At 74.2% G+C, this 22,540-nt stretch carries 21 protein-coding genes; 6 read left to right on the plus strand and 15 right to left on the minus strand.

The window, feature by feature from the left end:
• Nucleotides 1–25 precede the first annotated feature (25 nt).
• Both ABTX81_RS30045 and qcrB read left to right on the plus strand, forming a co-directional pair.
• Nucleotides 26–211 (plus strand): CsbD family protein, encoded by a 186-nt coding sequence (locus ABTX81_RS30045; RefSeq protein WP_350551997.1) that lies wholly within the window; start codon nucleotides 26–28, stop codon nucleotides 209–211.
• Between the two features lie 200 nt (nucleotides 212–411).
• The gene (gene qcrB / locus ABTX81_RS30050) at nucleotides 412–2,049 is read left to right on the plus strand and encodes a cytochrome bc1 complex cytochrome b subunit (protein WP_350552000.1); all 1,638 of its coding nucleotides are present in this window, start codon (nucleotides 412–414) and stop codon (nucleotides 2,047–2,049) included.
• Nucleotides 2,050–2,075: 26 nt separating this feature from the next.
• On the opposite strand, the gene ctaF is transcribed toward qcrB, so the two are convergent.
• From ctaF to ABTX81_RS30070, 4 genes are all read right to left on the minus strand, one after another.
• Entirely contained in the window at nucleotides 2,076–2,465 is a 390-nt protein-coding gene (gene ctaF / locus ABTX81_RS30055; protein ID WP_350552003.1) for an aa3-type cytochrome oxidase subunit IV, read from the minus strand.
• Complete coding sequence (gene ctaD / locus ABTX81_RS30060) at nucleotides 2,462–4,087, minus strand: aa3-type cytochrome oxidase subunit I (RefSeq protein WP_502892893.1); 1,626 nt, start codon at nucleotides 4,085–4,087, stop codon at nucleotides 2,462–2,464. The genes ctaF and ctaD overlap by 4 nt, the downstream gene beginning before the upstream one ends.
• 223 nt (nucleotides 4,088–4,310) lie before the next feature.
• A complete protein-coding gene (locus ABTX81_RS30065; RefSeq protein ID WP_350552005.1) occupies nucleotides 4,311–5,735 on the minus strand; it encodes a PfkB family carbohydrate kinase in 1,425 nt (474 codons plus the stop codon).
• Nucleotides 5,732–6,694, minus strand: a complete 963-nt coding sequence (locus ABTX81_RS30070; protein ID WP_350552008.1) for a glycosyltransferase — start codon at nucleotides 6,692–6,694, stop codon at nucleotides 5,732–5,734. The genes ABTX81_RS30065 and ABTX81_RS30070 overlap by 4 nt, the downstream gene beginning before the upstream one ends.
• Nucleotides 6,695–6,914: 220 nt before the next feature.
• Here ABTX81_RS30070 and ABTX81_RS30075 point away from each other — a divergent pair, with 220 nt between their 5' ends.
• The gene (locus ABTX81_RS30075) at nucleotides 6,915–7,628 is read left to right on the plus strand and encodes a glycosyltransferase (RefSeq protein ID WP_350552010.1); all 714 of its coding nucleotides are present in this window, start codon (nucleotides 6,915–6,917) and stop codon (nucleotides 7,626–7,628) included.
• Between the two features lie 62 nt (nucleotides 7,629–7,690).
• Here the strand turns inward: ABTX81_RS30075 and ABTX81_RS30080 are convergent, their stop codons facing one another.
• The 11 genes from ABTX81_RS30080 to ABTX81_RS30130 all read right to left on the minus strand — a co-directional run bounded on the left by ABTX81_RS30080 (nucleotide 7,691) and on the right by ABTX81_RS30130 (nucleotide 19,747).
• Nucleotides 7,691–8,896: an MFS transporter gene (locus tag ABTX81_RS30080; protein WP_350552012.1), complete on the minus strand. Its 1,206-nt coding sequence runs from the start codon at nucleotides 8,894–8,896 to the stop codon at nucleotides 7,691–7,693.
• A gap of 451 nt (nucleotides 8,897–9,347) precedes the next feature.
• Nucleotides 9,348–10,262, minus strand: coding sequence for a glycosyltransferase family 2 protein (locus ABTX81_RS30085; protein WP_350552015.1), 915 nt, complete (start codon nucleotides 10,260–10,262; stop codon nucleotides 9,348–9,350).
• Nucleotides 10,259–11,161: a glycosyltransferase family 2 protein gene (locus tag ABTX81_RS30090; protein ID WP_350552017.1), complete on the minus strand. Its 903-nt coding sequence runs from the start codon at nucleotides 11,159–11,161 to the stop codon at nucleotides 10,259–10,261. The genes ABTX81_RS30085 and ABTX81_RS30090 overlap by 4 nt, the downstream gene beginning before the upstream one ends.
• A complete protein-coding gene (locus tag ABTX81_RS30095; RefSeq protein ID WP_350552020.1) occupies nucleotides 11,158–12,156 on the minus strand; it encodes a glycosyltransferase family 9 protein in 999 nt (332 codons plus the stop codon). Before ABTX81_RS30095 ends, ABTX81_RS30090 begins: the two co-directional genes overlap by 4 nt.
• Nucleotides 12,157–12,226: 70 nt before the next feature.
• Entirely contained in the window at nucleotides 12,227–12,880 is a 654-nt protein-coding gene (locus tag ABTX81_RS30100) for a D-sedoheptulose-7-phosphate isomerase (RefSeq protein ID WP_350552023.1), read from the minus strand.
• The gene (locus tag ABTX81_RS30105; RefSeq protein WP_350552026.1) at nucleotides 12,880–14,130 is read right to left on the minus strand and encodes a glycosyltransferase; all 1,251 of its coding nucleotides are present in this window, start codon (nucleotides 14,128–14,130) and stop codon (nucleotides 12,880–12,882) included. Before ABTX81_RS30105 ends, ABTX81_RS30100 begins: the two co-directional genes overlap by 1 nt.
• Nucleotides 14,131–14,227: 97 nt before the next feature.
• The gene (locus tag ABTX81_RS30110) at nucleotides 14,228–15,295 is read right to left on the minus strand and encodes a glycosyltransferase family 9 protein (protein WP_350552029.1); all 1,068 of its coding nucleotides are present in this window, start codon (nucleotides 15,293–15,295) and stop codon (nucleotides 14,228–14,230) included.
• The gene (locus tag ABTX81_RS30115; protein WP_350552032.1) at nucleotides 15,292–15,951 is read right to left on the minus strand and encodes a D-glycero-alpha-D-manno-heptose-1,7-bisphosphate 7-phosphatase; all 660 of its coding nucleotides are present in this window, start codon (nucleotides 15,949–15,951) and stop codon (nucleotides 15,292–15,294) included. Before ABTX81_RS30115 ends, ABTX81_RS30110 begins: the two co-directional genes overlap by 4 nt.
• Nucleotides 15,952–15,976: 25 nt before the next feature.
• Nucleotides 15,977–17,050, minus strand: coding sequence for a glycosyltransferase family 2 protein (locus ABTX81_RS30120; protein WP_350552035.1), 1,074 nt, complete (start codon nucleotides 17,048–17,050; stop codon nucleotides 15,977–15,979).
• Nucleotides 17,047–18,717, minus strand: a complete 1,671-nt coding sequence (locus tag ABTX81_RS30125) for a carbamoyltransferase family protein (RefSeq protein ID WP_350552037.1) — start codon at nucleotides 18,715–18,717, stop codon at nucleotides 17,047–17,049. Before ABTX81_RS30125 ends, ABTX81_RS30120 begins: the two co-directional genes overlap by 4 nt.
• A 70-nt stretch (nucleotides 18,718–18,787) precedes the next feature.
• Nucleotides 18,788–19,747 carry an NAD-dependent epimerase/dehydratase family protein gene (locus ABTX81_RS30130; RefSeq protein WP_350552040.1) on the minus strand — a complete coding sequence of 320 codons (960 nt, stop codon included), beginning with the start codon at nucleotides 19,745–19,747 and terminating at the stop codon, nucleotides 18,788–18,790.
• A 427-nt stretch (nucleotides 19,748–20,174) separates the two neighbouring features.
• On the opposite strand from ABTX81_RS30130, the gene ABTX81_RS30135 reads away from it, so the two are divergent.
• From ABTX81_RS30135 to ABTX81_RS30145, 3 genes are all read left to right on the plus strand, one after another.
• Nucleotides 20,175–20,345, plus strand: coding sequence for a hydrophobic protein (locus tag ABTX81_RS30135; RefSeq protein ID WP_350552043.1), 171 nt, complete (start codon nucleotides 20,175–20,177; stop codon nucleotides 20,343–20,345).
• Between the two features lie 48 nt (nucleotides 20,346–20,393).
• The gene (locus ABTX81_RS30140) at nucleotides 20,394–20,654 is read left to right on the plus strand and encodes a DUF4235 domain-containing protein (protein ID WP_350552046.1); all 261 of its coding nucleotides are present in this window, start codon (nucleotides 20,394–20,396) and stop codon (nucleotides 20,652–20,654) included.
• Nucleotides 20,655–20,831: 177 nt separating this feature from the next.
• Complete coding sequence (locus ABTX81_RS30145; protein ID WP_350552049.1) at nucleotides 20,832–22,403, plus strand: PP2C family protein-serine/threonine phosphatase; 1,572 nt, start codon at nucleotides 20,832–20,834, stop codon at nucleotides 22,401–22,403.
• Nucleotides 22,404–22,540 lie beyond the last annotated feature (137 nt).

Consider the following 22,540-nt stretch of genomic DNA (forward strand, 5'->3'; position numbering starts at 1 on the left):
CGACTCCGTGAAGGAGTGAGAACCCATGAGTGCAGGCAAGAAGGCCAAGCACACCGCGACTGCGGCGAAGGGCAAGATCAAGGAATCCACCGGCAAGTCGGTCGGCAACGAGCGACTCATCGCCAAGGGCAAGGCAGAGCAGGTCAAGGGCGCCACCGCTCAGGCCGGCCGAAAGACCAAGGACGCGGTGAAGGACCTCACCGGCCACTGACAATCCACCCGTGAAGTGTCGTCCGCCCGCCGTGCTGCCTGCCGCCGACGGGCGGACGTCGCTGCCTCGGGACGGACGGAGCACCACAGGCGCTCCGTTCGGGTGACGGTACCCGTTCGAGGGCGTGCCGCGGGGCGGCCGCGGCCACCGCGCGCTATGCCTGACGGACTGGCCGGGACCGGAGCGGAGGGCAGGGCGGGATGCTGTTGTCGAGGGCCCGAGACCGGATGCGGCGGCGGGCCGGGCAGGCGGTGGAGTCCACGGCGGTGGCGCTGGACGGGCGCCTGCCGCTGTTCGACGGCCTCAAGGGTCTGGTCCGCAAGGTCTTCCCCGATCATTGGTCCTTCCTGCTGGGCGAGCTGGCGCTGTACAGCTTCGTCGTGTTGCTGCTCACCGGCGTGTACCTGACGTTCTTCTTCCAACCGTCCATGGCCGAGACCGTCTACCACGGGGCGTACGCGCCGCTCGACGGTGTCCGGGTGAGCGCGGCGTACTCCTCCACCCTGGCGATCAGCTTCGATGTCCGGGGCGGGTTGCTGATCCGCCAGATCCACCACTGGGCCGCCCTGCTCTTCACCTCCTCGATCGGGGCCCACCTGCTGCGGATCTTCTTCACCGGGGCGTTCCGGCGCCCGCGCGAGGCCAACTGGCTGATCGGTCTGACCTTGTTCCAGCTGGCGCTGCTGGAAGGCTTCGCGGGATACTCGCTGCCCGACGACCTGCTCTCCGGGACGGGTCTGCGCACCGCGGAGGGCTTCGTCCTGTCGGTGCCGCTGGTCGGCAGCTACCTGAGCCTCTTCCTGTGGGGCGGGGAGTTCCCCGGCGACGCCATCGTCCCGCGGCTGTACAGCGTGCACGTCCTGCTGCTTCCGGGCGCGCTGCTCGCCCTGATCACCGCGCACCTGATCCTGGTCTTCTACCTGGGACACACCCAGTGGGCGCACCCGGGGAGGAACAACCGGAACGTGGTCGGCAAGCCGCTGTGGCCGGCGTTCACGGTGCAGACCGGCGCGCTGTTCGCGATGGTCTGTGGCGTCCTGGCCCTGGGCGCGGCGGTTGCGCAGATCAACCCGGTCTGGCTGTACGGGCCGTATCGCCCGGACCAGGCGTCCACCGACGCGCAGCCGGACTGGTACATGGGGTTCATCGAGGGCGCGCTGCGCCTGATGCCGGGCGCTGAGACCAGCCTGTGGGGGCACACCGTCTCGTGGAACCCGCTCATTCCCGCCGTGCTGTTCCCGTTGCTCTTCTTCGTCGCCCTGTACGCCTACCCCTTCATGGAGCAGTGGGTCACCGCGGACCGCGGTGAGCGGCACCTGTGCGACCGGCCCCGGGACCGCCCCACCCGCACCGGCATCGGCGTCGCCGGGTTCGTCTTCTACGTGGTCCTGCTGGTCGCGGGAGGCCAGGACGTGGTGGCCCTGACGCTGGACGTGCCCGTGGAGGCCCTGAACCGCCTGCTGCGGGTGCTGGTCTTCGTGGGCCCGCTGGTCGCGTTCTGGCTCGCGAAGCGGTTGGCGCTGGCCCTCCAGGCCCACGAGCGGGAGCTGCTGACGAAGGGTGAGGAGACCGGTTTCGTCCGGGAGGCGATCGAGGGCGGCTTCGGCCAGGACCACGAGCCGCTGCCCAGGGAGCGCCGGTACACGCTGATGGTGCGGGACGTGTCCGCGCCGCTGCCCGTGCCCGGTCCGGGGGCGACCCGCCGGGAGCGGTTGCGGCACCGGCTGAGCGTCTGGTTCCACCGCGATCGGGTGGATCTGCCGTCCGGCGCGGAGATCGCCGCCCGTGAGGCGAGTGGGAACGGGGAGGCCGACCGCACCGGTGCCGGCCGCCGATGAGGTGCGGTCCGCGGACGACCGTGGGATCAGTCCTCGCGGCCGGCGTACTGGAAGGTCGCCCCGATCACTCCGGCGGCGGTGACGCCGGCGCCGACCAGGCCCAGCCACAGGGCGAACACCAGGCCGCAGGCCAGCAGGGTGACGCCGACGGCGGTGAGCACCGGGTAGTAGCTGCGCGGCGCGAAGAACTCCACCAGGCCGGCGCCGGCGGCGATCTCCGCGTCGGTGCGGTCCTGCGGCCGGCGTCCGCGCCGCACGTGCTGGCTCTGGAAGAAGAGCGCCACCAGGGTCGACATCATGCAGGCGACGATCAGCGCGGCCTTGCCCGCGGGCTCCTTCGCGAACCAGCCGTAGATGCCGGCGGTGACGGCGAAGAACGTGGCGACGCCGGCGAACAGGTAGGCCTCGGCCTTCATCGGGCGTCCTTCTCGGCGTCGAGGAGTTCGCGGGAGTGCTCGGGGTGGTGGAAGTCGAACGCGGGGCACTCGGAGCGGATTCTCGGCAGTGTGTGGAAGTTGTGGCGGGGCGGCGGGCAGGAGGTGGCCCATTCCAGGGACCGTCCGTAGCCCCACGGATCGTCCTCGGTGACCCGGGGCGCGTACCGCGCGGTGTGCCAGACGTTGTAGAGGAACGGCAGGGTGGAAGCGCCGAGCAGGAAGGAGCCGATCGAGGAGATCGTATTGAGGGTGGTGAACCCGTCCGAGGCCAGGTAGTCGGCGTAGCGGCGGGGCATGCCCTGGGCGCCCAGCCAGTGCTGAACGAGGAAGGTGGCCTGGAACGCGGGCAGCAGCAGCCAGAAGTGCACTCGGCCCAGGCGTTCGTCGAGCATCTTTCCGGTGATCTTGGGCCACCAGAAGTAGAACCCGGCGAACATCGCGAACACCACCGTCCCGAACAGCACGTAGTGCAGGTGTGCCACGACGAAGTAACTGTCCGTCACGTGGAAGTCGATGGGCGGCGCGGCCACGAGCACACCGGTCAGCCCGCCGAGCAGGAAGGTCACCAGGAAGCCGATGGCGAACAGCATCGGTGCCTCGAACGACAGCGACCCGCCCCACATGGTGCCCACCCAGTTGAAGAACTTCACCCCGGTGGGCACCGCGATCAGCAGGGAGGCGAGCGAGAAGAACGGCAGGAGCACCTGTCCGGTGGCGAACATGTGGTGCGCCCACACCACCGCCGACAGCGCGGTGATGGCGATCGTCGCCCCGATCAGACCGTAGTACCCGAACACCGGTTTGCGGCTGAAGACCGGCAGCACCTCGGTGACGATGCCGAAGAACGGCAGCGCGACGATGTAGACCTCGGGATGGCCGAAGAACCAGAACAGGTGTTGCCACAGCATCGCACCGCCGCTCTCCGCCTCGAACACGTGGGCGCCGAACTTGCGGTCCGCCTCCAGGGCGAGCAGCGCGGCGGTCAGCACGGGGAAGGCGAGCAGCGCCAGGATCGAGGTGAACAGCACGTTCCAGGTGAAGATCGGCATCCGGAACATGGTCATGCCCGGGGCCCGCAGGCACGCGATGGTGGTGATGAAGTTGACCGAGCCCAGGATCGTGCTCACCCCCGCCACGGCCAGGCCCATGGTCCACAGGTCCCCGCCGATTCCCGGGCTGTGCACGGCGCCGTTCAGTGGCGCGTAGGCGAACCAGCCGAAGGAGGCCGCGCCGTTGTTGGTCAGGAAGCCGCTGACGACCATCAGGCCACCGAGCAGGTACACCCAGTAGGTGAAGGCGTTCAGCCGTGGGAAGGCGACATCGGGGGCGCCGATCTGCAGCGGCATCACCGCGTTGGCGAAGCCCGCGAACGTCGGCGTGGCGAACAGCAGCATCATCACCGTGCCGTGGACGGTGAACAGCTGGTTGTACATCTCGTTGCCCACCAACTGGAGACCTGGACGGGCCAGTTCGGCGCGCATCACCATCGCCAGCAGGCCGGCGAAGAGGAAGAAGCAGAAGGCGGTGACCAGATAGAGGTTGCCGATCACCTTGTGGTCCGTGGTGCTCACCCAGCGGAGCACCGCCCGCCCCCGGCGGATCCGTGTCGCGACCGCGGCCTCCGTGGACAGGCTGGTCGTGTCCGTCACCGCGGCTCCTCGGAAAGGCGGGTTCCACTGGGCGTCACCATGGAATCACCCCTGGTGGCGGTGGTGCGGGTGCCCCGCCGGAGGTCCGCTCACTCGCCCGGGGATCACCCGGCGCGCGGTGGTGGAGAGCGCCGGCCGACCACCGGCTCGGTTCCGCCGGTCGCCGCCCCGCCGGTCACGGACCGTTGCCGGTCGCCGTGGCCGCCCGCCGGGCGAGCGAGGTGGTCGAGTGCCCGTCGACGTAGGGCAGGACGACAGCGTGGCCGTCCCAGCCGCGCAGGACGGCCCGTTCGGGCAGCGTCTCGGCGGTGTAGTCGCCGCCCTTGACCCACAGGTGGGGCCGCAGCCGCCCGAGCACGCGGTCCGGGGTGTCCTCGTCGAAGATCTCCACCGCGTCGACGCAGCCGAGGCCGGCCAGGACCCGCGCCCGGTTCCCGGCGGCGTTGATCGGCCGTCCGGGGCCCTTGAGCCGACGGACGGAGGCGTCGGAGTTGAGGCACACGACCAGGCAGTCGCCGAGCCGCCGGGCGGATTCCAGCAGGGCCACGTGCCCGGGGTGCAGCAGGTCGAAGCAGCCGCCGGTGGCGACCACCGTGCCGCCCCGGGCGCGGACCGACCGGGCCAGCCGCGCGGCGTCGGACACGGCCCCGTGGGCCGGGACGCGGTCGGACGCGGACGCCTGGTTCCAGAGCGCGGCATCGCCCACGCCGCCGCGGGCGACGAAGTCCGCGGCCGCCGTGACGCCGCGGTGCACGGCCTCTTCGGGGAGACCGCCGTCGGCGAGCGCGGCGGTCACGGTGGCGGCGAAGCAGTCCCCGGCCCCGCAGGCGTCGCCCGCCGCCTCGTACGGGGCCGGCAACAGGATCGGGCTGTCCGGACCGCGGCTGAGCAGGGCGCCGAGGGGCCCGAGGGTCACCGCGACACCGGCGGCCCGCCAGTGCCGGGTGAGCAGGGCGGCTCGGCGGGTGTGCGCGGGAAGGTCCTCGCCCGGAGGCTCGCCGGGCGCGAGCACGGCGCTGAACAGGCGGGCTTCGGCGGCGTTCGGGGTGGCGAGCCGCACACCGGGCACCGGCGGACCACCGCGAGGGTGCGGGTCCCACACCAGCGGGATGCGGTCGGTCGCCGCGGCCAGCATCGGCCGCAGCCGGTCGGCGGTTCCCCCGCCGTAGTCGGAGACCAGCACCGCCCCGGCGGCCGCGATCGCCGTCCGGACGGCGTCCCCGGGCGCGCCGGGCGCGCCGCCGCCCCGGTCGATCCGTACCAGCGGCCGGTCGCCGGCGCGGACCCGGGTCTTGACGGGCAGGTCGCCGTCCAAGGGGAGCGCGGCAAGGGTGACCCGCTCCGCGAGCAGACGACGCAGCTCGGTCGAGGCCTCGCCGCCGCCGACCGCTGTCACCAGGACGACCTCACGGCCGCCGCTCGCCGCCAGCCAGGCGGCCAGTGCGGCGCCACCGGGCCGGTGCCGCTCACCCGTCATCTCCACCACCGGCACGGGCGCGTCGGGGGCGAGCCGGGTCGCCTCCCCGTCGATGTCGCAGTCGAGCACGCTGTCCCCGACGACGACCAGCGGACCGTGCCGGTCCGGACGCCTCGTGGTCATCGGGCCACCTCCTCGATCAGGTGCTGCCAGTCGTCCAGGAAGCGCTTCAGGCCGTAGCGTTCGAGCGCGGCCCGGCGGGCCTGTCGGCCGTCCGTCTCGGCCGCCGCGGGGTCGTGCAGGTATCGGCGGGCCGCCTCGGCCAGCGCCTCCGGCCGGTTGGAGAGCACTCCGGCACCGGGCGGGACCGCCCGCACCACTTCGGTCGTGGCGAGCGCCACCACGGGCATGCCGAGGTGCATCGCCTCCAGCAGCGACAGTCCCAGGGACGTCCAACGGACGGGGTGCAGGTAGACACGGCGCCGCGCGAGTTCGGCGTGCAGGCGCGCCTGCGGCAGCTCGAACGTCCGGCAGCGCTCCCCGGCCAGACCGAGGTGGTCGGCCAAGCCCTCGGTGCGCATGCCGAAGACGTCGAGCGGAGCGGCGGCCGACAGCGCGGGCAGCAGATCGCAGCCGACGGTGCGCCCGCGCCGCACGGGCTCGTTGACGACCACGGCGGCCCGCTCCAACTCGCCGGTGTACAGGTGGCCCGGGTCGACGACGCCGTGCTCCACGACGGTGGCCGGGGCTCGCCCGTTGTCCCAGAACAGCCGGTTGAAGTGGGTCACGTGCACGATCGGCACCCGGTCCTGGTCAGCCATCGGATGACGGGTGTCGGGAATGCCCCCGTGGGGACTGTTGTGCTCCAGGTAGACGGCCGGCACGTCCCGGCCGGGACGGCGCCCGAGCCAGCGCTCGGCGAGGTCCTGCTCGTGCGGTCGCTGGAGCACCACCAGGTCGATGTCCGCGCCGCGCAGCTCGTCGGGGGAGAGCTCGACGACGGAGGGCGGCCAGTCGAAGGTCCGGGCCCGCCCGAGGCCGTCCGGCCCGCGGTCCGGCAGGACCGGGACGAGGTAGCGGTGCGGTCCCTGGACGAAGGCCGTCGTCCAGGATCCGTGCACGTGCCACAGCAGGATGTTCACGAAGGCAGGATCGGCGACCGGCTCCCGGACCCGCGACCGGAGCCGGCGGTGCTCCGTTCCCGGCGGGGGTGTCCGACCGGTGTCGCGCCGCGGTACGGCGGCGGTCGCCGACGCGTGGCGGTCAGCCGCCACTCGGGTGATCCTGGCTCGAGGGCCGGTGCCGGCGCCGGCCGGCGTACTCCGAAGGGCTGGGCCGCAGTGACCGGGAGGTGAGGCGCCGATGAGTTCCCTGCACATCGCACTGGTGTCCGAAAGTGTCAGCCCCCTCGCACCGCCCGGCGGCGACGCGGACCCGTTGCGCGCCCACATCGCGGCCCTGTCCCAGGCCCTCGCCCGCCGCGGCCACCAGGTCACCGTGCACACCCGGCGGGACGGCACCGGCCTCGGCGAGCACGTTCCGCTCTGCCCGGGCGTCCTGGTGCACCACGTGGGCGAGTGCCTGGCCCTCGGCACCTCCGAGGAGGAGGTGCTGCGCCGCATGGCGGACTTCGGTGAGCGGCTCGCCGACTACTGGATCCACCACCCGCCGACGATCGCGCACGCGCACTTCTGGACCTCCGGGCTGGTCGGTCTGCCCGGCGCCCACTACCTGGGCATCCCCCTGGTGCAGACCTTCCACGCACTCGGCGGCGGCGCGGTACGCGGCCGCGACGACGGTCGGGGCGTGAGCGCGGCCGGCCGGATCGCCATCGAGACCGCGGTGGGGCGGCAGGCCGACCGGGTCCTCGCGGGCGGCCGGGACGAGCTCTGCGTCCTGAGGGCCATGGGCGTCGCCGAGGAGCGGATCCGACTCCTTCCGCGCGACGGGGACCACCCGGTGCGGCGCCGCTCGCAGCTCCCGGCCCGACGCGGCCGCGACCGGGACGCCGCGCTCACCGAGCTGGTCTACCGGGAGGCGCTGGGAACCCGATCGCCCCGCCGAGGGCACCTGTAGCGGGACGTCCGGGTCCGGCAGCGGGCCGCCGGGAGCCGCACTCCGTTTGTGCGGGGCCGGCCTCAGGCCGCGACGGAGACCTGCTCCGCGGCTGCCACCGGACCGGCCGACCGGCGTCGCACCGCGGCGGCTCCGCCCACCGCCCCGCCGACCACCAGCCCGCCGGACAGCAGCGCGCCCCGGGCCCCCAGCGCCTGGATGGAGACCCCGAGCACCAGCGGTCCCGCCAGGCCCCACACGGTGCTGACGCTGCGCCAGGCGCCCAGGACCCGTCCTCGCAGATGGGCCGGCGGGTCCGTCTGGAGGATCGTCGAGACGGCGGTGTCGCTCAGCGACTCCAGCACGGCCATCGGGACGACCAACAGGGCGAGGAACAGCAGCGTGGGGGAGAACGCGGCGAAGCACTGGAGCACGCCGCCGGCCGCCGTCACGGCGGCCACCATCCGCACGGAGGGGTTGCGCAGCCGCCCGGCCAGCACCGCCCCGGTGATCCCGCCGGCGGCCAGGACGGTGGCGATCACCCCGAACTCCTCCGCTCCGCCGTGCAGGGCGCCGGTGACCAGCGCGGCGAGCGTCAGGCCGTAGTTGCGGCCCAGGATCGAGCCCAGGCCGGTCAGACCCGCCAGCGCGACCAGGCGGCGCCTGCTGCAGAAGAAGGCGACGCCGTCCCTGACACCCTGTGCCCCGGCCGGCGGCCGTGGCGCGTCGGCCACGACCGCGCCCGCAGCCGGCCGTAGGAACGGGATGACCGCCGCCACCAGGACGAAGGAGATGCCGTTGACCACGTACGCGCTCGCCATCCCGAACAGCGCGACGACGACGCCTGCCGACGCGGTACCGGCCAGCCTTCCGACGCTGTGCACGACCGAGCCGACGGAGATCGCCGAGGGGACGTCCTCCGGCGGCACGAGATCGTTGCCCAGGAGGGCGCAGGCCGGCCCCTCGACGGTGGCGACGAGCCCGGTGAGGACGGCCAGCACCATCAGGGCCGGGACGCTGAGCGCCCCGAGGGCCACCAGGGCCGCCGTGGCGAAGGCGATCGCGGCCAGCACCGCCTGGCTGACGGTCGCCGTGAGCTTGCGCGGCCAGCGGTCGACCGCGGCTCCGCCCACGAGTCCGAGCAGCAGGCCGGGGGCGACCTGGAGGGCGAGCGACAGTCCGGTGACGGCGGCCGAGCCGGTCAGCTGGAGGACCAGGAGGTTCTGGACGGTCAGCTGCATCCAGGCACCGACGTTCGAGACCAGGTTCGCCAGCGACCACCAGCGCATGCTCCGGTGGCGCAGGGAGCGCCACGGGGCGCGCGATCCGGACGGGACGGTCGGGGGGACGGCGGGACCCGTGGCAGGACGGTCGGGGCCGCTTCGTTGTGCGGGGAGGAGGGTGTTCTGGGTCGCCGGCGACGCCTTGGTGGTGGGCAGCACGTCTCACATCTGGATCGGGTGGGCACGGGGAGGGCTCCGGGCGGATGATCGCCGGACGGGAGCCTGGGCGGCTCGGACGCCGGGGCGACGGAGCGGCGCCGTCCATCCTGACCGGTCGCGGCGGGAACGCGAACCGACGATCGCGTCACACCGCCGGGACGGGAGTCGTCACACCGTCGTGACCAGCGGCGTCGCGCGCGCGGTGGCGTTTGTCACAGCGCGTCGGCCGTTCACGCGGTCCGGTGGGGTGTTGACGCTCCGCGACCGGGCCGGTGCGGCCGGCCCCGGTGGCGCGTGATCAACCGACGTAGCGGCGTGCGGTCGACGACCGCTGGGGCTCCTCCAGCAGCCGCAGGGCCTGTTCGACCCGGGTCGGCAGCCGCCGGCGCTCACGCAGGACCCAGGGCAGGCCGGCGGCGGCCTCGGCGAAGGCGCGGGCGGAGACGGCGTCGCGGGGGACCGTGCGCACCAGGTGGGCGGTACGTCGCACGACGGTGGCGGGATGACGCCGGAGCCAGGTCGTCCACAGGGTGTTCCGGATCCCGTGGCGGCGCCGCAGTGTCGGGTCGCGCAGGGGTGACGGCCGGTGGTGGACGGTGAGACCGGCGGCGTAGACGAGCCACCAGCCCTGCGACGCGAGGTCGTGGGCGAGGAGTTCCTCCTCACCACCCAGCCAGAGCCGCGGTGAGAAGCCGCCGGCCGCCCGGAAGGCCGAGAGTCTGATGACCGTGGCTCCGGCCAGGAACGAGCCGAGGGCGGGACCGGGCAGACCCGGCGGGGCCGGTACGGGGGAATCGCGCAGTTCGGCCACGATGGGGTCCTCCGCCGGCGGCCGGTCCGGCGCGGCCGGATCCTCGACCACGATCCGTGCGGTGACGGTGGCGACGTTCGGATGGGCGTCCAGCAGGTCGGCGGCGGCGCGCAGTGAGCCGGGTTCCCACCAGGTGTCGTCATCGCTGAAGGCCAGGTAGGGGCATTCCAGCTCGCGGGCGGCGAGGTTGCGACCACAGGCGCCGAGGTTGCGGCCGGGGGTGAGCAGGCGGACCTCGGGGTGCGACCTCCGGACGGCGGCCGGACTGCCGTCGGCGGAGGCGTTGTCCACGACGACGACGGGCGGCTTCTCGGGCAGGAGCGTGAGCCGGGCGAGGGTGTGGAGCAGGTCGTCGCGGCGGTTGTGCGTGATGACGGCGACGGCGATGCGCTGCTCGGTCATCGGGCCGTCCCGTCGATCGCGCCGACCTCTTCCAGAAGGGCCACGGACTCCTCCACCTCCGGAGGCAGGGGTCGGCGCAGTGCGAGCGCGACAGGGATCCTGGGGAGCGCCCCGACCAGTGCGCGGGCGGCCTGGGGGCTCCCCGCGGCCTCCCGCAGAAGGCCGGCGCTCCGCCGCACCACGTGGGGCCAGGGCCGGCGCAGCCAGCAGGTGAGCAGTTCGTTGCGGCGCATGCGCACGAGCCGTCCGGGTCGGGGGCCGGGGTCCGGGTGGTGATGGGCGACGATCTGGGGGCAGTGGGCGACTCCCCACCCCGCCGCGGCCAGGTCGAGGGCCAGCAGGGCTTCCTCCCCGCCGAAGTGCAGCACCGGGTGGAACCCTCCCACCTCCAGGAACGCGCTCCGGCGGACGATGCTCGCGCAGGCGAGGAAGCCCAGGACCGAAGGCCCCGGCAGATCAGGAGCCACCCCGAGCGGGGAAGCGGCGAGCTGGTCGTCGATGGGGTCGGCCCGGCCGCCGGGCCCGACGCGGGTGGCCGCCGCGAGCAGCCCGAGCCGCCCGTGCCGATCGAACAGCCCGGCCGCCAGGGACAGCGCCCCCGGCCGCCACCACGAGTCGTCGTCACTGAAGGCGACGTAGGGGGTGCCGAGCTGCTCGACGCCCACGTTCCGGGCCACCGCGCCCCGGTTGCGACGCAGGACGCGCACCGCCACGGCGGGGTGGCGGTCGCGCACGGCGGCCGCCGTGCCGTCGGCGGAGGCGTTGTCCAGGACGAGGACGGGCGGGGCCTCGGGCAGGTTCTGGAGCCGGTCGAGGGTGTGCAGCAGGCGTTCCCTGCGGTTGCGCGTGATGACCACGACGCCGATGCGGGCCGCGGGGGCGGGGCGCGGGCCCTTCATCGGCTGCCGTCACCTCCGTCCTTCACGCGAGCGAGGAGGGTGCGGAGTTCGGACAGGACGTCGTCCGGACCGATCCGCAGCAGCCGTGGGTCGGGGGCCTCGCCGTGCGCGTCGCCGGGTCGGCCGTCGTCGAGGCGCTCGGGCCGCCACAGGATCCGGTGGCGGTCGTCGGCGGGCGGTCCCCAGAGGCGGGGCGACACCGGGCCGAAGAGGGTGACCGAGGCGGTGCCGAGGGCTGTGGCGAGATGGGAGAGGCCGGTGTCCCCCGCGACCACGGCGCTCGCCTCGGCGACCAGCGCCGCGAGGATCTCGAACGGCACGTCCGCGGTCCCGCCGAGAACCGATCCCGCGGGCAGGCCGGCGAGGGCGGCCACCTCACAGGCGAGCTCCGCCTCGCCCGCGCCGGCCGTGACCACCACCGGCCGGCCGGAGCGACGCAGTTCGCGGGCCACCGCGGCGAAGCGGGCGGCCGGCCACCGGCGTGCCCCCGCGTCGGCGCCCGGGTGCAGCACCACTGCTCCGGGCGCGGGGGAACGAACCGCCGGTCGTCGGATCAGCAGGTCGGTGGCGTCCGCGGGGATGCCGTGGAAGCGCAGCAGCCGGCACCAGCGGTCCCGTTCGTGTTCGTCCGCGTGCCACCTGGCGCTGCCGGCCCCACCTGCCGCGAATCCGATGAGCCGGCGGGGCTCCAGGGCCCGCAGGAGTCCCAGGCTCTCCTCGCCGCGGCCGTGCAGGTCGACCGCCAGCGCCGGCGCCGGCCCGTCCCAGCGCAGTTCGCCCGGCACCCGGCGCCCGGTGGCGTCGGTGGCCAGCAGCCGGTCGACGCAGCCGGTGGCCGCCACCGCCGGGGCCAGGCGGCCGGGCGCCGCCAGGACCAGCTCGTGGCGGGGGTGGTGGCGGCGCAGTGCCCGTACGGCGGGGATCCCGGTGAGCAGGTCGCCGAGGCCCAGCGCGCGCAGGACGAGCAGTCGCGGCCGGCCGTCGGCGGCGCTCACGCGCCCGCCCGCGCGGATCCCGGCCCGCCGCAGCCGGCGGCGGCCCGCTCCACCACCACGAGCGGCCCGTTCACGCGACCTCACCCGCCGGCTGGACGCCGTCGGCCGGGGCGTGCCCGACGGTGCGGCGGGTCAGCGCCGCGTCGAAGGCCTCACAGATCAGGTGGAGCGCCATCAGGTGGACCTCCTGGACGGTGGCGGTCGCCTCGCAGGCGACGGCGAGGGTCTCGTCGGCCCGCTCGGCGAGCGGGTTGGGTGCCGGGCCCGTCATCGCCCACACCCCGAGACCTGACCCGCGGCCGGCGTCGGCGGCCCTGAGCAGGTTGCCGCTGCGTCCCGAGGTCGACATCAGGACCAGGACGTCGCCGGGCCTTCCGTGCGCGGCCACCTGGCGTGCGTACACCTCCTCGAAGCCGTAGTCGTTGCCGATCGCGGTCAGTGCGGACGTCTCGGCGTGCAGGGCCAGCGCGGAGAACGCGGGCCGCTCGACGCGGTAGCGGCCGACGAGTTCGGCGGTGAGGTGCTGGGCCTGCGCGGCACTGCCGCCGTTGCCCGCGACGAGCAGGCGCCCACCGGCCGGCAGCAGGCCGGCCAGGGCCTGGCCCCAGCCGGTGAGCAGCGGAAGCTGCCCGCCGCGCAGGGCCCGCACCGCGTCCTCCAGCGCGGTGCAGTGCCGCTCGGCCTCCGCGAGGTCGTGCGCCGACTCGTGGAAGTGGGCGCTCATCACAGTCCTCCCGACGGCGCCGCGGTACGGGTCGGCGGTTCGAGGGCCACCGGGTGGGGGCGCACCGCCTCCCGGTAGATCCTCTCGGTGCTCGCCGCGACCCGGTCCCAGCCGTAGAAGGCGAGGACGCGCCGGCGCCCGGCCGCCCCGAAGTCACGGCGCAGCCGCTGGTCACCGAGCAGCCTGGCGGCTGCGGCGGCCAGTGCCGCACCGGACCCGGCGGGCACCAGCAGGCCCGTCCGGCCGTCGGCGACCGTATCGAGGTGCCCGCCGACCGCGGTGGCGACCACCGGCACGCCGCAGGCCATCGACTCCAGCGGGACGATGCCGAACGGCTCGTAGCGCGCGGGGCAGACCACGAGGTCGGCGCTGCGCAGGAGCGCCGGCATCCGGGTGTTGGGCACGCCGCCCAGCAGGACGAGCCGGTCGGCCACGCCGTGGTCGACGGCCAGCGCGCGCAGCCGCCGGCACTCCGGCTCGGTGCCCAGCCGATCGGCCGGGGGACCGCCGGCGACCACCAGCTCGGTGTCGGGCAGCCGGGCGAGTGCCTCCAGCGCGGTGGCACCGCCCTTGCGCGCGACGAGCCGCCCGACCATCAGCAGCCGGTGCGGCGCCGAGCGGGGTGCCACGTCACCCTGGGGGGTGAACCGGTCCGGGTCGACACCGCACGGCACGATCCTGATGCGGTCGGTGGGCACACCCATCGCGAGGAGCTCGGCCACTTCGTCGCTGCAGGTGGCGATCACGCGCGTGGCCGTGCGGCCGAGGTGCGACTCCAGCGCGATCCGCTGGGCGGGGCTGCTGTCCTCGTGGCCCTGGTGCCGACGCTTGACCGTACCGAGTGCGTGATAGGTGTGGGCGACCGGTATGCCCAGGTGCCGTGCTCCGCGCAGGGCGGCCAGCCCCGACATCCAGAAGTGCGAGTGCACGACGTCCGGTCTGCGGCGGGTCCAGTAGCGCGCCAGATGGTCACCGAACTCGCTCATGTAGGGCAGGAGTTGGTCCTTGGGGACCGGGCGGGGCGGTCCGGCCGGCACGTGGTGGACGACGACGCCCGGGCGCATCACGACCTCCTCGGCCGATCCGGCGCGGTCGCGCCGGGTGTGGACGACCACCCGGTGGCCCAGGTCGGCCAGGGCGCCGGCGAGTGCGGCGACGTGGACGTTCTGACCTCCGGCGTCCACTCCGCCCAGCACGGCGAGCGGGCTGGCGTGTTCGGACACCAGGGCGACGGTCAGGGGCCGGTTCACCGTGTCACCCCATCGATCAGGCGGTCCCGGTCCTCCGGGAACCGTTCCCGGACGAATGCGGTCGTCCGGGAACCGGGCACGTGCCACAGCGGGATGTTCATGAGCTCACCTTTCCGGTGCTCGGCCGGGCGGGCGGGAACCGCCCGCCCGGGGCCGACATCGCTCCGCTCGTCAACCGGCCCACCGCCGCCGCGATGTCGGGGCCGGTCAGGGTGTCCAGGCAGGGGTGGCCCTCGACGGGGCAGACCCGGGCGCGGCTCGCGGCGCACGGCGCGTCCTGGCGGCCCAGCAGCAGGTGCGGCACGCCGAAGGGCCGCCAGCGCTCGGCCGGCACGACCGGTGAGAACAGGCTCACGACCGGGGTGCCGACGGCGGCGGCCAGATGGGCGGGACCGGTGTTGCCCGCGACCACGGCGTCGGCCGCGGCCAGGACCGCCGAGAGGCCCCTGAGGTCGGTGCGGCCTCCGAGGTCCAGACCGTGCGCCCCCGCGACCTCGGCGGTGAGTTCCTTCTCCGCCGGCCCACCGGTCACCACCACGCGCCGTCCGCAGTCCACCAGAGCACGTACGGCGGCCGCGAGCACCGCGGGCCCGGCGGCGCGGGCGGGGACGGCCGCGCCGGGATGGACCACCACGTACGGGTCCGGGCCGGTCAGGTGCCGCAGGTCGGGCGGCGGCAGCACCCGCAGCCGGCCGTCATCGTGCGGGGGAAGCGGGAACCCGGCGGCCCGGGCCAGGTCGAGGGCCGCTTCGGCCTCATGCCGACCGGGCGCGCGCCGGTGGCGCAGATCGAGCAGCGAACCGGGGTAGTCCTCGCAGTCGGCGGCGATGGCGGCCACGCCGGCCAGCCGGAGCAACAGGGCCGTGGGCAGCGGGCTCTGGTGGAAGGAGGTGAAGACGACGGCGCGGTCGAAACGCTGCCGGGCGAGGTCCGCCACGACCGCCCGGACGTCCTCGCCGTCCAGCGGAGGCGGGTCGAGGCCGACCCAGGGGGCGTCCCAGACGATGGTCCGGTCGACGCCGGGCAGGATCTCGGCCGCCGCGGCGCCCCGGGGTCCGCACAGCATGGCCACGTGCGCGGAGGAGCCCGCGACGGCTCGCACGGCGGGCCCGGCGAGCAGCACGTCGCCCGCGCTGTCGAGGCGTACGACGAGGGTCCTCGTCATGCGGCCCGCCCAGCGGGAAGGAGGTGGTTCAGCGCGGCTCCGACGGCTGCGACGAGATCGCTCGCGACGGTCCTCGCCGCAGCCGTCTCCTCGGCGCGGGTGGCCGTGTTGGGCACCAGGACGGGGAACGCCCCGGCGGCCTCGGCCGCGGCGCCGTCGGAGCCGATGTCGCCGATGACGACCGCCCGCCGGGGCGGAACGCCCAGGACCCGGCAGGCGGCCAGGACCAGTCCGGGGGCCGGCTTGCGGCAGCGGCAGCCGTCCCCGGGGCCGTGCGGGCAGACGGCCCAGACGTCCATCGGTCCGAGCAGCGCCTCGATGCGCCGGTTCACCGCCTCGACCTGCTCCCGGGTGAGCAGTCCGCGAGCCACACCGGACTGGTTGCTCACGACGCCCACCAGGATCCCGGCCGATCGCAGCGCCGTGACGGCGTCGGTCGCGGCGGTCACCGGACGTACGGCGCCCGGATCACCGTTGTACGGCACGTCATGGACGAGCGTTCCGTCGCGGTCGAAGAGCACGGCCGCACGCGGTGTCCCCGGACGGTCCGCGGCACCCGCGGACCCGGTCGCCCGAATCCATGGCAGCAGGCCGTCCCGGTCCGGGCGTCCGGGCACGGGCCCGGCCGGCGCGGTGGAGTCGGTGGGAACGGTCATGGGGGTGTCCTCCTCGGCTGCGCGCCTACGGGGCGCCGTGGTGGGCCGGAACCGGTTGTCCGCCGCCGGCCGGGTGCGCGGGCCCGGACACGGTGTCCGGCACGGGCCGCCAGGGCGCCACGCGGCGGTGCCGCAGCAGGCCCACGGCCCAGTGGTAGGTCGCGGTGGGGGGGATCGCCGCGCTGGTGAGCAGCATCGTCGTGACCTCGTCCGCGAGCCGAGGCCCGGGCGCGATCCTCGCCAGCGCGAACTCCCCGGTGCCCGCCAGCCAGAGCCCGGCGAGCGCGAGGCAGGCGCGGGGGCGGTGGGCCAGCGCGGCGACGGCGGCGCCCAGCCCGCAGCCGGTGATCGCCAGGTGCCGGGGGAGCCGGCCGCGGGCTGCTCCGGCCCGGTGCCACCAGTGCCGCCCGTGAAGGCGGTTCATCAGGATGTCGTCCGCGTTGCCCGCCTGCTGGCGCAGGGAGACCCAGCGGTCGGCCGGCCGGACGGGGTGCAGAGTGGTGCGGGCACCCCGGGTGAGGTACCAGCCGGCGTCGAGGACGCGCAGGGCCAGGTCGGCGTCCTCGCGGAACGCCCTCGGGAAGCGCTCGTCGAAGCCGCCGACCTGCTCCAGAACGGCGCGGCGGTAGGCCATGTCCGCTGTGATCCACAACGATCCGGCGAGCCCGGCGGTCGACCGTTCCCAGTCGGTCGGCCGCCGGTCGGCGGGCAGCGGCACCACGACGGTGCCCTGGCTTCCGCCGGTCCGCCGCCCGCAGGCGGCGAGGTCGGCGGCGAGGTCGGCCGGCCAGGTCGGTCCGGGCACGGTGTCGTCGTCCAGGAAGGCGATCCATTCCTGTCCGACGCTCCGCCAGCCGGTGTTGCGGGCGGCCGCCGGGCCGTTCCCGCAACCCGCCACCACCGAGATCCGGTCCCGGAGGGACGGCGGGATCTCGACGTCCAGCGGCCCGCAGTCGGTCAGCGGGCGGTCGTCCACCAGGACCACGCGTTCCGGTGCCGGACCGCGGGCCCCGGCGAGGGCGGCGAGGGTGACGGAGAGGCTCGGCCGGCCGAGCGTGGGGATGACGACGGCGTACGAGGGGTCGGTGCTGTGCGTCATGCCCGGGCCTCCGAGCGGTCCGGCCCTGTGAACAGGGCTCCTCGGCGGACGACGAACGGGCCGAGGGCGAGCAGGTCGATCGGCGCGGAGCCGAAGCACTCCAGGGCGTCGCGGACGTCGTCCACCATCGGGCGTCCCGCCGTGTTGAGGCTGGTGTTGACGACGACGGGGAGGCCGGTCAGCAGCTCGAACCGCTCCAGCATCCGTGCCGTCAGCGGGTCGTCCACGGGATCCACGCTCTGGATCCGGGCCGTGCCGTCCACGTGGACCACGGCGGGGATCCGGTCGCGCCACGCGGGTGCGACCTCGTGGACGAACAGCATGTAGGGGCTCGGGTGCCGGCCGTTGAAGATCTTCGGTGCCCGGTCGGCGAGGACCATCGGCGCGACGGGCCGGAACTGCTCCCGCCCCTTGACGTCGTTCAGCCGTTCGAGGTTCGCGGCCCGGCCGGGGTGGGCGAGCAGGGAGCGGTGACCGAGCGCGCGCGGACCGAATTCGGACCGGCCCTGGAACCACGCGACGATGCCGTCCGCGGCGAGCTCCCGGGCCACCTCGGCGGCGACGTCCTCCGAGCGTTGGTAGGGGACGGCGGCGCCGCGCAGCCAGGCCTCCAGTTCCTGGTCCGACCAGCCCCGGCCGAGGTCGGCGCCGGGCATCGGCTCCGGCTGTTCCCCGGCGGAGGCCGCGAGGTGCAGCGCGGCGCCCAGTGCGGTGCCCGCGTCCCCGGCGGCCGGTTGCACCCAGACCCGTTCGAACGGGCCCTCGGCGGCGATGCGGGAGTTCGCCACGCAGTTCAGGGCCACCCCGCCGGCCAGTGCCAGCAGCCGGTCGTGGGTGCGCCCGTGCAGCCAGCGGGCCAGGTCCAGCAGCACCTCTTCGAGCACCCGTTGCGCGGAGCACGCGAGGTCGGCGTGGGCGGGCGTCCACTCCTGGCCGGGCCGCAGGGCCGGTGCGAACCCGGCCCACGGCACGCCGGCGGCGTGGAAGCCGCCGTCGCCGGTGGAGTAGACGTGCCGGCGGAGTTCCGCCACCGATGTCGGCGACCCGTAGGAGGCCATCGCCATCACCTTGTACTCGTCCGAGGACCGGAGGAACCCCAGGTGCTGGGTCAGCTCCTCGTACACCAGGCCCATGGAGTGCGGGAGTTCCTGGGCCGCGAGCTGTTCCAGCCGCGGACCGACCCGGCGGGCGGCCAGGTGCGACGTCGCCTCGCCCCGGCCGTCGAGCACCAGGACCGAGGAGGGGTCGCTGTCCCCGTCGGCCGCGAACGCGGCGGAGGCGGCGTGCGCGACGTGGTGCGGGACGAACCTGACCTTGGCGGGGTCCAGCCCGGGCAGTGCCTCGGCGAGGAAGTTCGGGGCCTCGCGGGCATAGGTGAGGCGCACGTGGTCCCAGGGGTCGTCCAGTCCCAGCTGCTCGGCGGGCCGGGCGAGTGCCGGGTCGAAGGAGTAGCCCACCAGGTCGAGGTCCCCGGGGCGGATGCCCGCGTGGTCCAGGCACCAGCGAGCGGCCTGTTCGGGCAGCTCCCAGGCGGAGAACGGCAACGGACGCTTGCCGTGCTTGCGGCGGCTGAAACGCTCTTCCTCCGCCGCCGCCACCGTCCGCCCGTCGATGACGAGGGCGGCGGCAGGGTCGTGGAAGAGGGCATTGATGCCGAGAATGCGCATGGTTGACGGCCTTCCGGATCGGCGGCGGGCCCCGCACGTCAGAGGGGAGGGTCGGGTCGGAACGGACTGCTCAGGCCTCGGGGTGCTCGCGGAACCAGGCGATGGTGCGGGCGAGTCCTTCGCGGGCGGGCACGGTCGGTTCCCAGCGGAGCTTTCCGCGGGCCAGGGTGATGTCCGGGCGCCTGACCGCGGGGTCGTCGGTGGGGCGCGCGATGAACTCCACCGTCGACGTGGAGCCGGTGAGCTCGATGACGAGCCCGGCCAGCTCCCGCATGCTGATCTCGGTGTCGTTGCCGAGGTTCACCGGGCCGGCCAGCTCGGAGCGGGCCATCGCGAGGATGCCGTTCACGGTGTCGCTCACATAGGTCAGGGAGCGTGTCTGGCTGCCGTCGCCGGTCACCGTCAGAGGCTCGCCGTCCAGTGCCTGGCGGATGAACGTCGGCACCGCCCGCCCGTCGTGGGACCTCATGCGGGGCCCGTAGGTGTTGAACAGGCGGACGATCGCGGTGTCCACCCCCTCGGCGGCGGCCTCGGCCGTGGTCAGCGCCTCGGCGAACCGCTTCGCCTCGTCGTAGACGCTCCGCGGACCGATGGGGTTGACGTTGCCCCAGTAGGTCTCGCTCTGCGGATGCTGCAGCGGGTCGCCGTAGACCTCCGAGGTCGAGGTGAGCAGGAACCTCGCGCCGTGCCGCTGGGCCAGTGCCAGCGCGTTGCGGGTGCCCAGGCTGCCCGCCTCAAGGGTGTGGACCGGAAGCCGGAGGTAGTCGGCGGGAGAGGCGGGGGAGGCCAGGTGGAGGACGAGATCCACGGGCCGGTCGATCTCCAGCCGGTCGGTGACATCCGCCTCACGGAGTTCGAAACCGGGGCGGCCCGCCAGATGGCGCACGTTGGCCGGCTTACCGGTGCAGAAGTCGTCGACACAGGTGACGGCATGGCCGAGCCGGACGAGTTCCGTGCACAGGTGGGAACCCACGAATCCGGCCCCTCCCGTCACGACGGCATGCATGTGGTCGGTCGGCAAGCTGCCCATGGGATTCCCTTCGGTCGTCGCGGACCTGAGGTCCGCGGCCCCCGGACCAGCTTCGGCAAGCCCGGGGTGGTCCTGCCAGTCGGTCCGCGCACCACTCGTCGCGTCCGCGGCCCGGTCGCCCGGCCGCCGCCCGGGGCGGGAGAAGCCTGCGGACGACCGTGAACGGAAGACTGTCCTCGGCCCCGCCACTGCTCCATCCGGAGGAACCTCGCGCGTCCGCCACCTGCTGTCGGGGCGGCAACCCGTGCGGATCGGCAAGGCGCGGATCCTGAACGGTCGGCACCGTGCCCTCGGCACCCAGGTCCGGCCGGACACCGCCGTCGGAACCGGCGGGCGCGCTGCCACGGTGAGTGCGCATGGACAGGAAAGGGCGGGGCAGACGGACCGGCGTCAAGGATGACGAACCCGACGACGGAGGTTGCTGACGATGGTCCCCCTTCTGCTGGTCCTGCTGCTCGCTCTGATCCTCTTCGGTGCGGGGTTCGCGCTGAAGGTGCTGTGGTGGGTGGCGGTCCTCGTTCTGGTGGTCTGGCTGCTCGGATTCGTCGCGCGGGGTACCAGCAGTACCGGGAGTCGGGGCCGCTGGTACCGCTGGTAGGCCGGCACTCCCGGTTGTCCTGCTCGTGTCTCTGACAGGAGGCCCGCCGTGGTCAAGATCCTCTACAAGCCGCTCGGACTTCTGTTCGGCGCTCTCGGCGGCGTCGTGGCCGGTGCCCTCTTCAAGCGCCTGTGGGCACTCCTCGACCACGGGGACGACGCGCCGAGCGCCACCGACGAGGACCGCACCTGGAGGGAGGTGCTGACCGCAGCCGCGCTCCAGGGAGCGGTGTACGCGCTCGTCAAAGCGGTGATCGACCGGGGCGGGGCAGCCGGCACCCGCCGCCTGACCGGCACCTGGCCCGGCTGAGAACCCTTTGCCCACGTGGCCGCCCCGGGCCGGGCCGCCCGCCCCGGGGACGACCTGTGACGGCCCCCGGCACGAGACCTGGACGGGATGTCCAGACCGGCTGCCCCGGTTCGTCCGGAGCGGCCGGACTCGTGCGGGGCGGACGGAGCCACCCGGAGTACGTGACATGCTCGTTGCATGACGGACCACGAGGAACGGCCTCCATCAGCGCCCGCCGCGGGCTCGGCAGCGGACGCCCCGGCCGCGACGATCCGGCGCGTCCTGGCCGGGCTTCCCGGGTCGGTGGTCTTCCTCCAGCCGGAGCTCGGGCCCGCCGGCGCGGTGATGGACTTCAGCTTCGCCGCCGTATCGCCCGAGGCGGTCGACGTCGGCGGACGCACAGGAGCGGAGCTGCTCGGGCGCAGCGTTCTCCGGACCTATCCGGGCGTGGCCGGCACCGAGCTGTGGCGGGGCTACCTCGGAGCGCTGGAGTCGGGCGCGGCCTGGGAGGGGGAACTGGAGTACGAGGAGGTCGCCACGGGCATCCCGCACCTGTCCCGCTACCGCGTGCACGCGACGCCCTTCGAGGGTGGGCTGGTCGTCTCCTGGAGCCGGCTGGACGGGCGCGAGCGTGAGCAGCGCCGGCTGGGCCTGATGCAGCGCCTGGGACGGATGGGCTGGGTGGACCGGGACCTGGTCCGCGGCACGATCACCTGGTCCGACGAGGTGTACTCGATCTTCGGCCGGGACCGGTCACGGGGACCGCTGACCCTGGAGGAACTGTCCGGGCACGCCGATAGCGAGGACCGCCCGGAGCTGGCCGACGCGATCCGGCGCCTGCTGAAGAACGGCGAGCCCGTCGACCACACCTTCCGCGTCCACCTTCCCCAGGGCGAGGTACGGCACGTGCGGGTCGTCACGGAGGCCGAGACCGACGCCCAGGGCCACCCGGTCCAGCTCCACGGCTTCTTCCAGGACCTCACCGCCGCCAAGCACGCCGAACAGCAACTGCTGGAACACGAACAGAACGCGCAGGCCCAGAAGGCCCTGCTCACCGCCGAACGCGACCTGGCCGCCCGGCTCCAGGACACCCTGCTGCCCGTGCCCCAACGGTCCCTCCGGCTGGCCGGCCTCACCGTGGACGTCGTCTACCAGTCGTTGCAGGAAGGACTCAACCTCGGCGGCGACTGGTACAGCGCCATCGAACTGCCCGACGGCAGCGCCCTGCTCGTCGTCGGCGACGTCGCCGGACACGGACTCGACGCGGTGGCCACCATGGCCCTCCTGCGCTTCACCGCCAAAGGCATGGCGATCACCGGCACACCCCTGCCCGGCATCCTCGCGCGGCTCAACACCCTGCTGCTGCACAACACCGAGCGCGCCTACCGCTCAGCCACCATGATCATGGCCCGCTACGACCCCACCACCTCCCGCCTCACCTGGGTCCGGGCCGGTCACCTTCCGCCCCTGCTCCTGCGCGGCGGCGAAGCCCGCCTCCTCCCCTCTCCGGACGGGATCCTCCTCGGAGCGGTCGAGGAACCCAGCTACGAGGTGGCTTCGCTCGACCTTCGACCGGGCGACCACCTGCTCCTCTACACCGACGGTCTGGTCGAGAACCCGAGCCGCCCCCTCGGCGAAGCCCTGGGCCGGCTGGTCACCGTCGCCGCAGCCCACGCCGCAGCGCCGCACTTCCTGGACACCCTCGTGCAGGCGCTCGTCGGTCCCGGGGAGCGCCGCGACGACATCTGCGCCCTCCACATCACCTGCTGACGGGCCGCCACCTGCGGAGGTGTCGCCGGCCGGATCCGCCCCGCCACTTGAGGAGTTCAGCAAGCGAGGGCTCGATTGGCACCCGTCCGCGCCCGTCCGTCGTCGGGTGATGCCACAACAGACCGGCGCTCGCCCGC

The sequence above is a fragment of the Kitasatospora sp. NPDC097605 genome (genome assembly GCF_040302725.1).
Lineage (GTDB): Bacteria > Actinomycetota > Actinomycetes > Streptomycetales > Streptomycetaceae > Kitasatospora.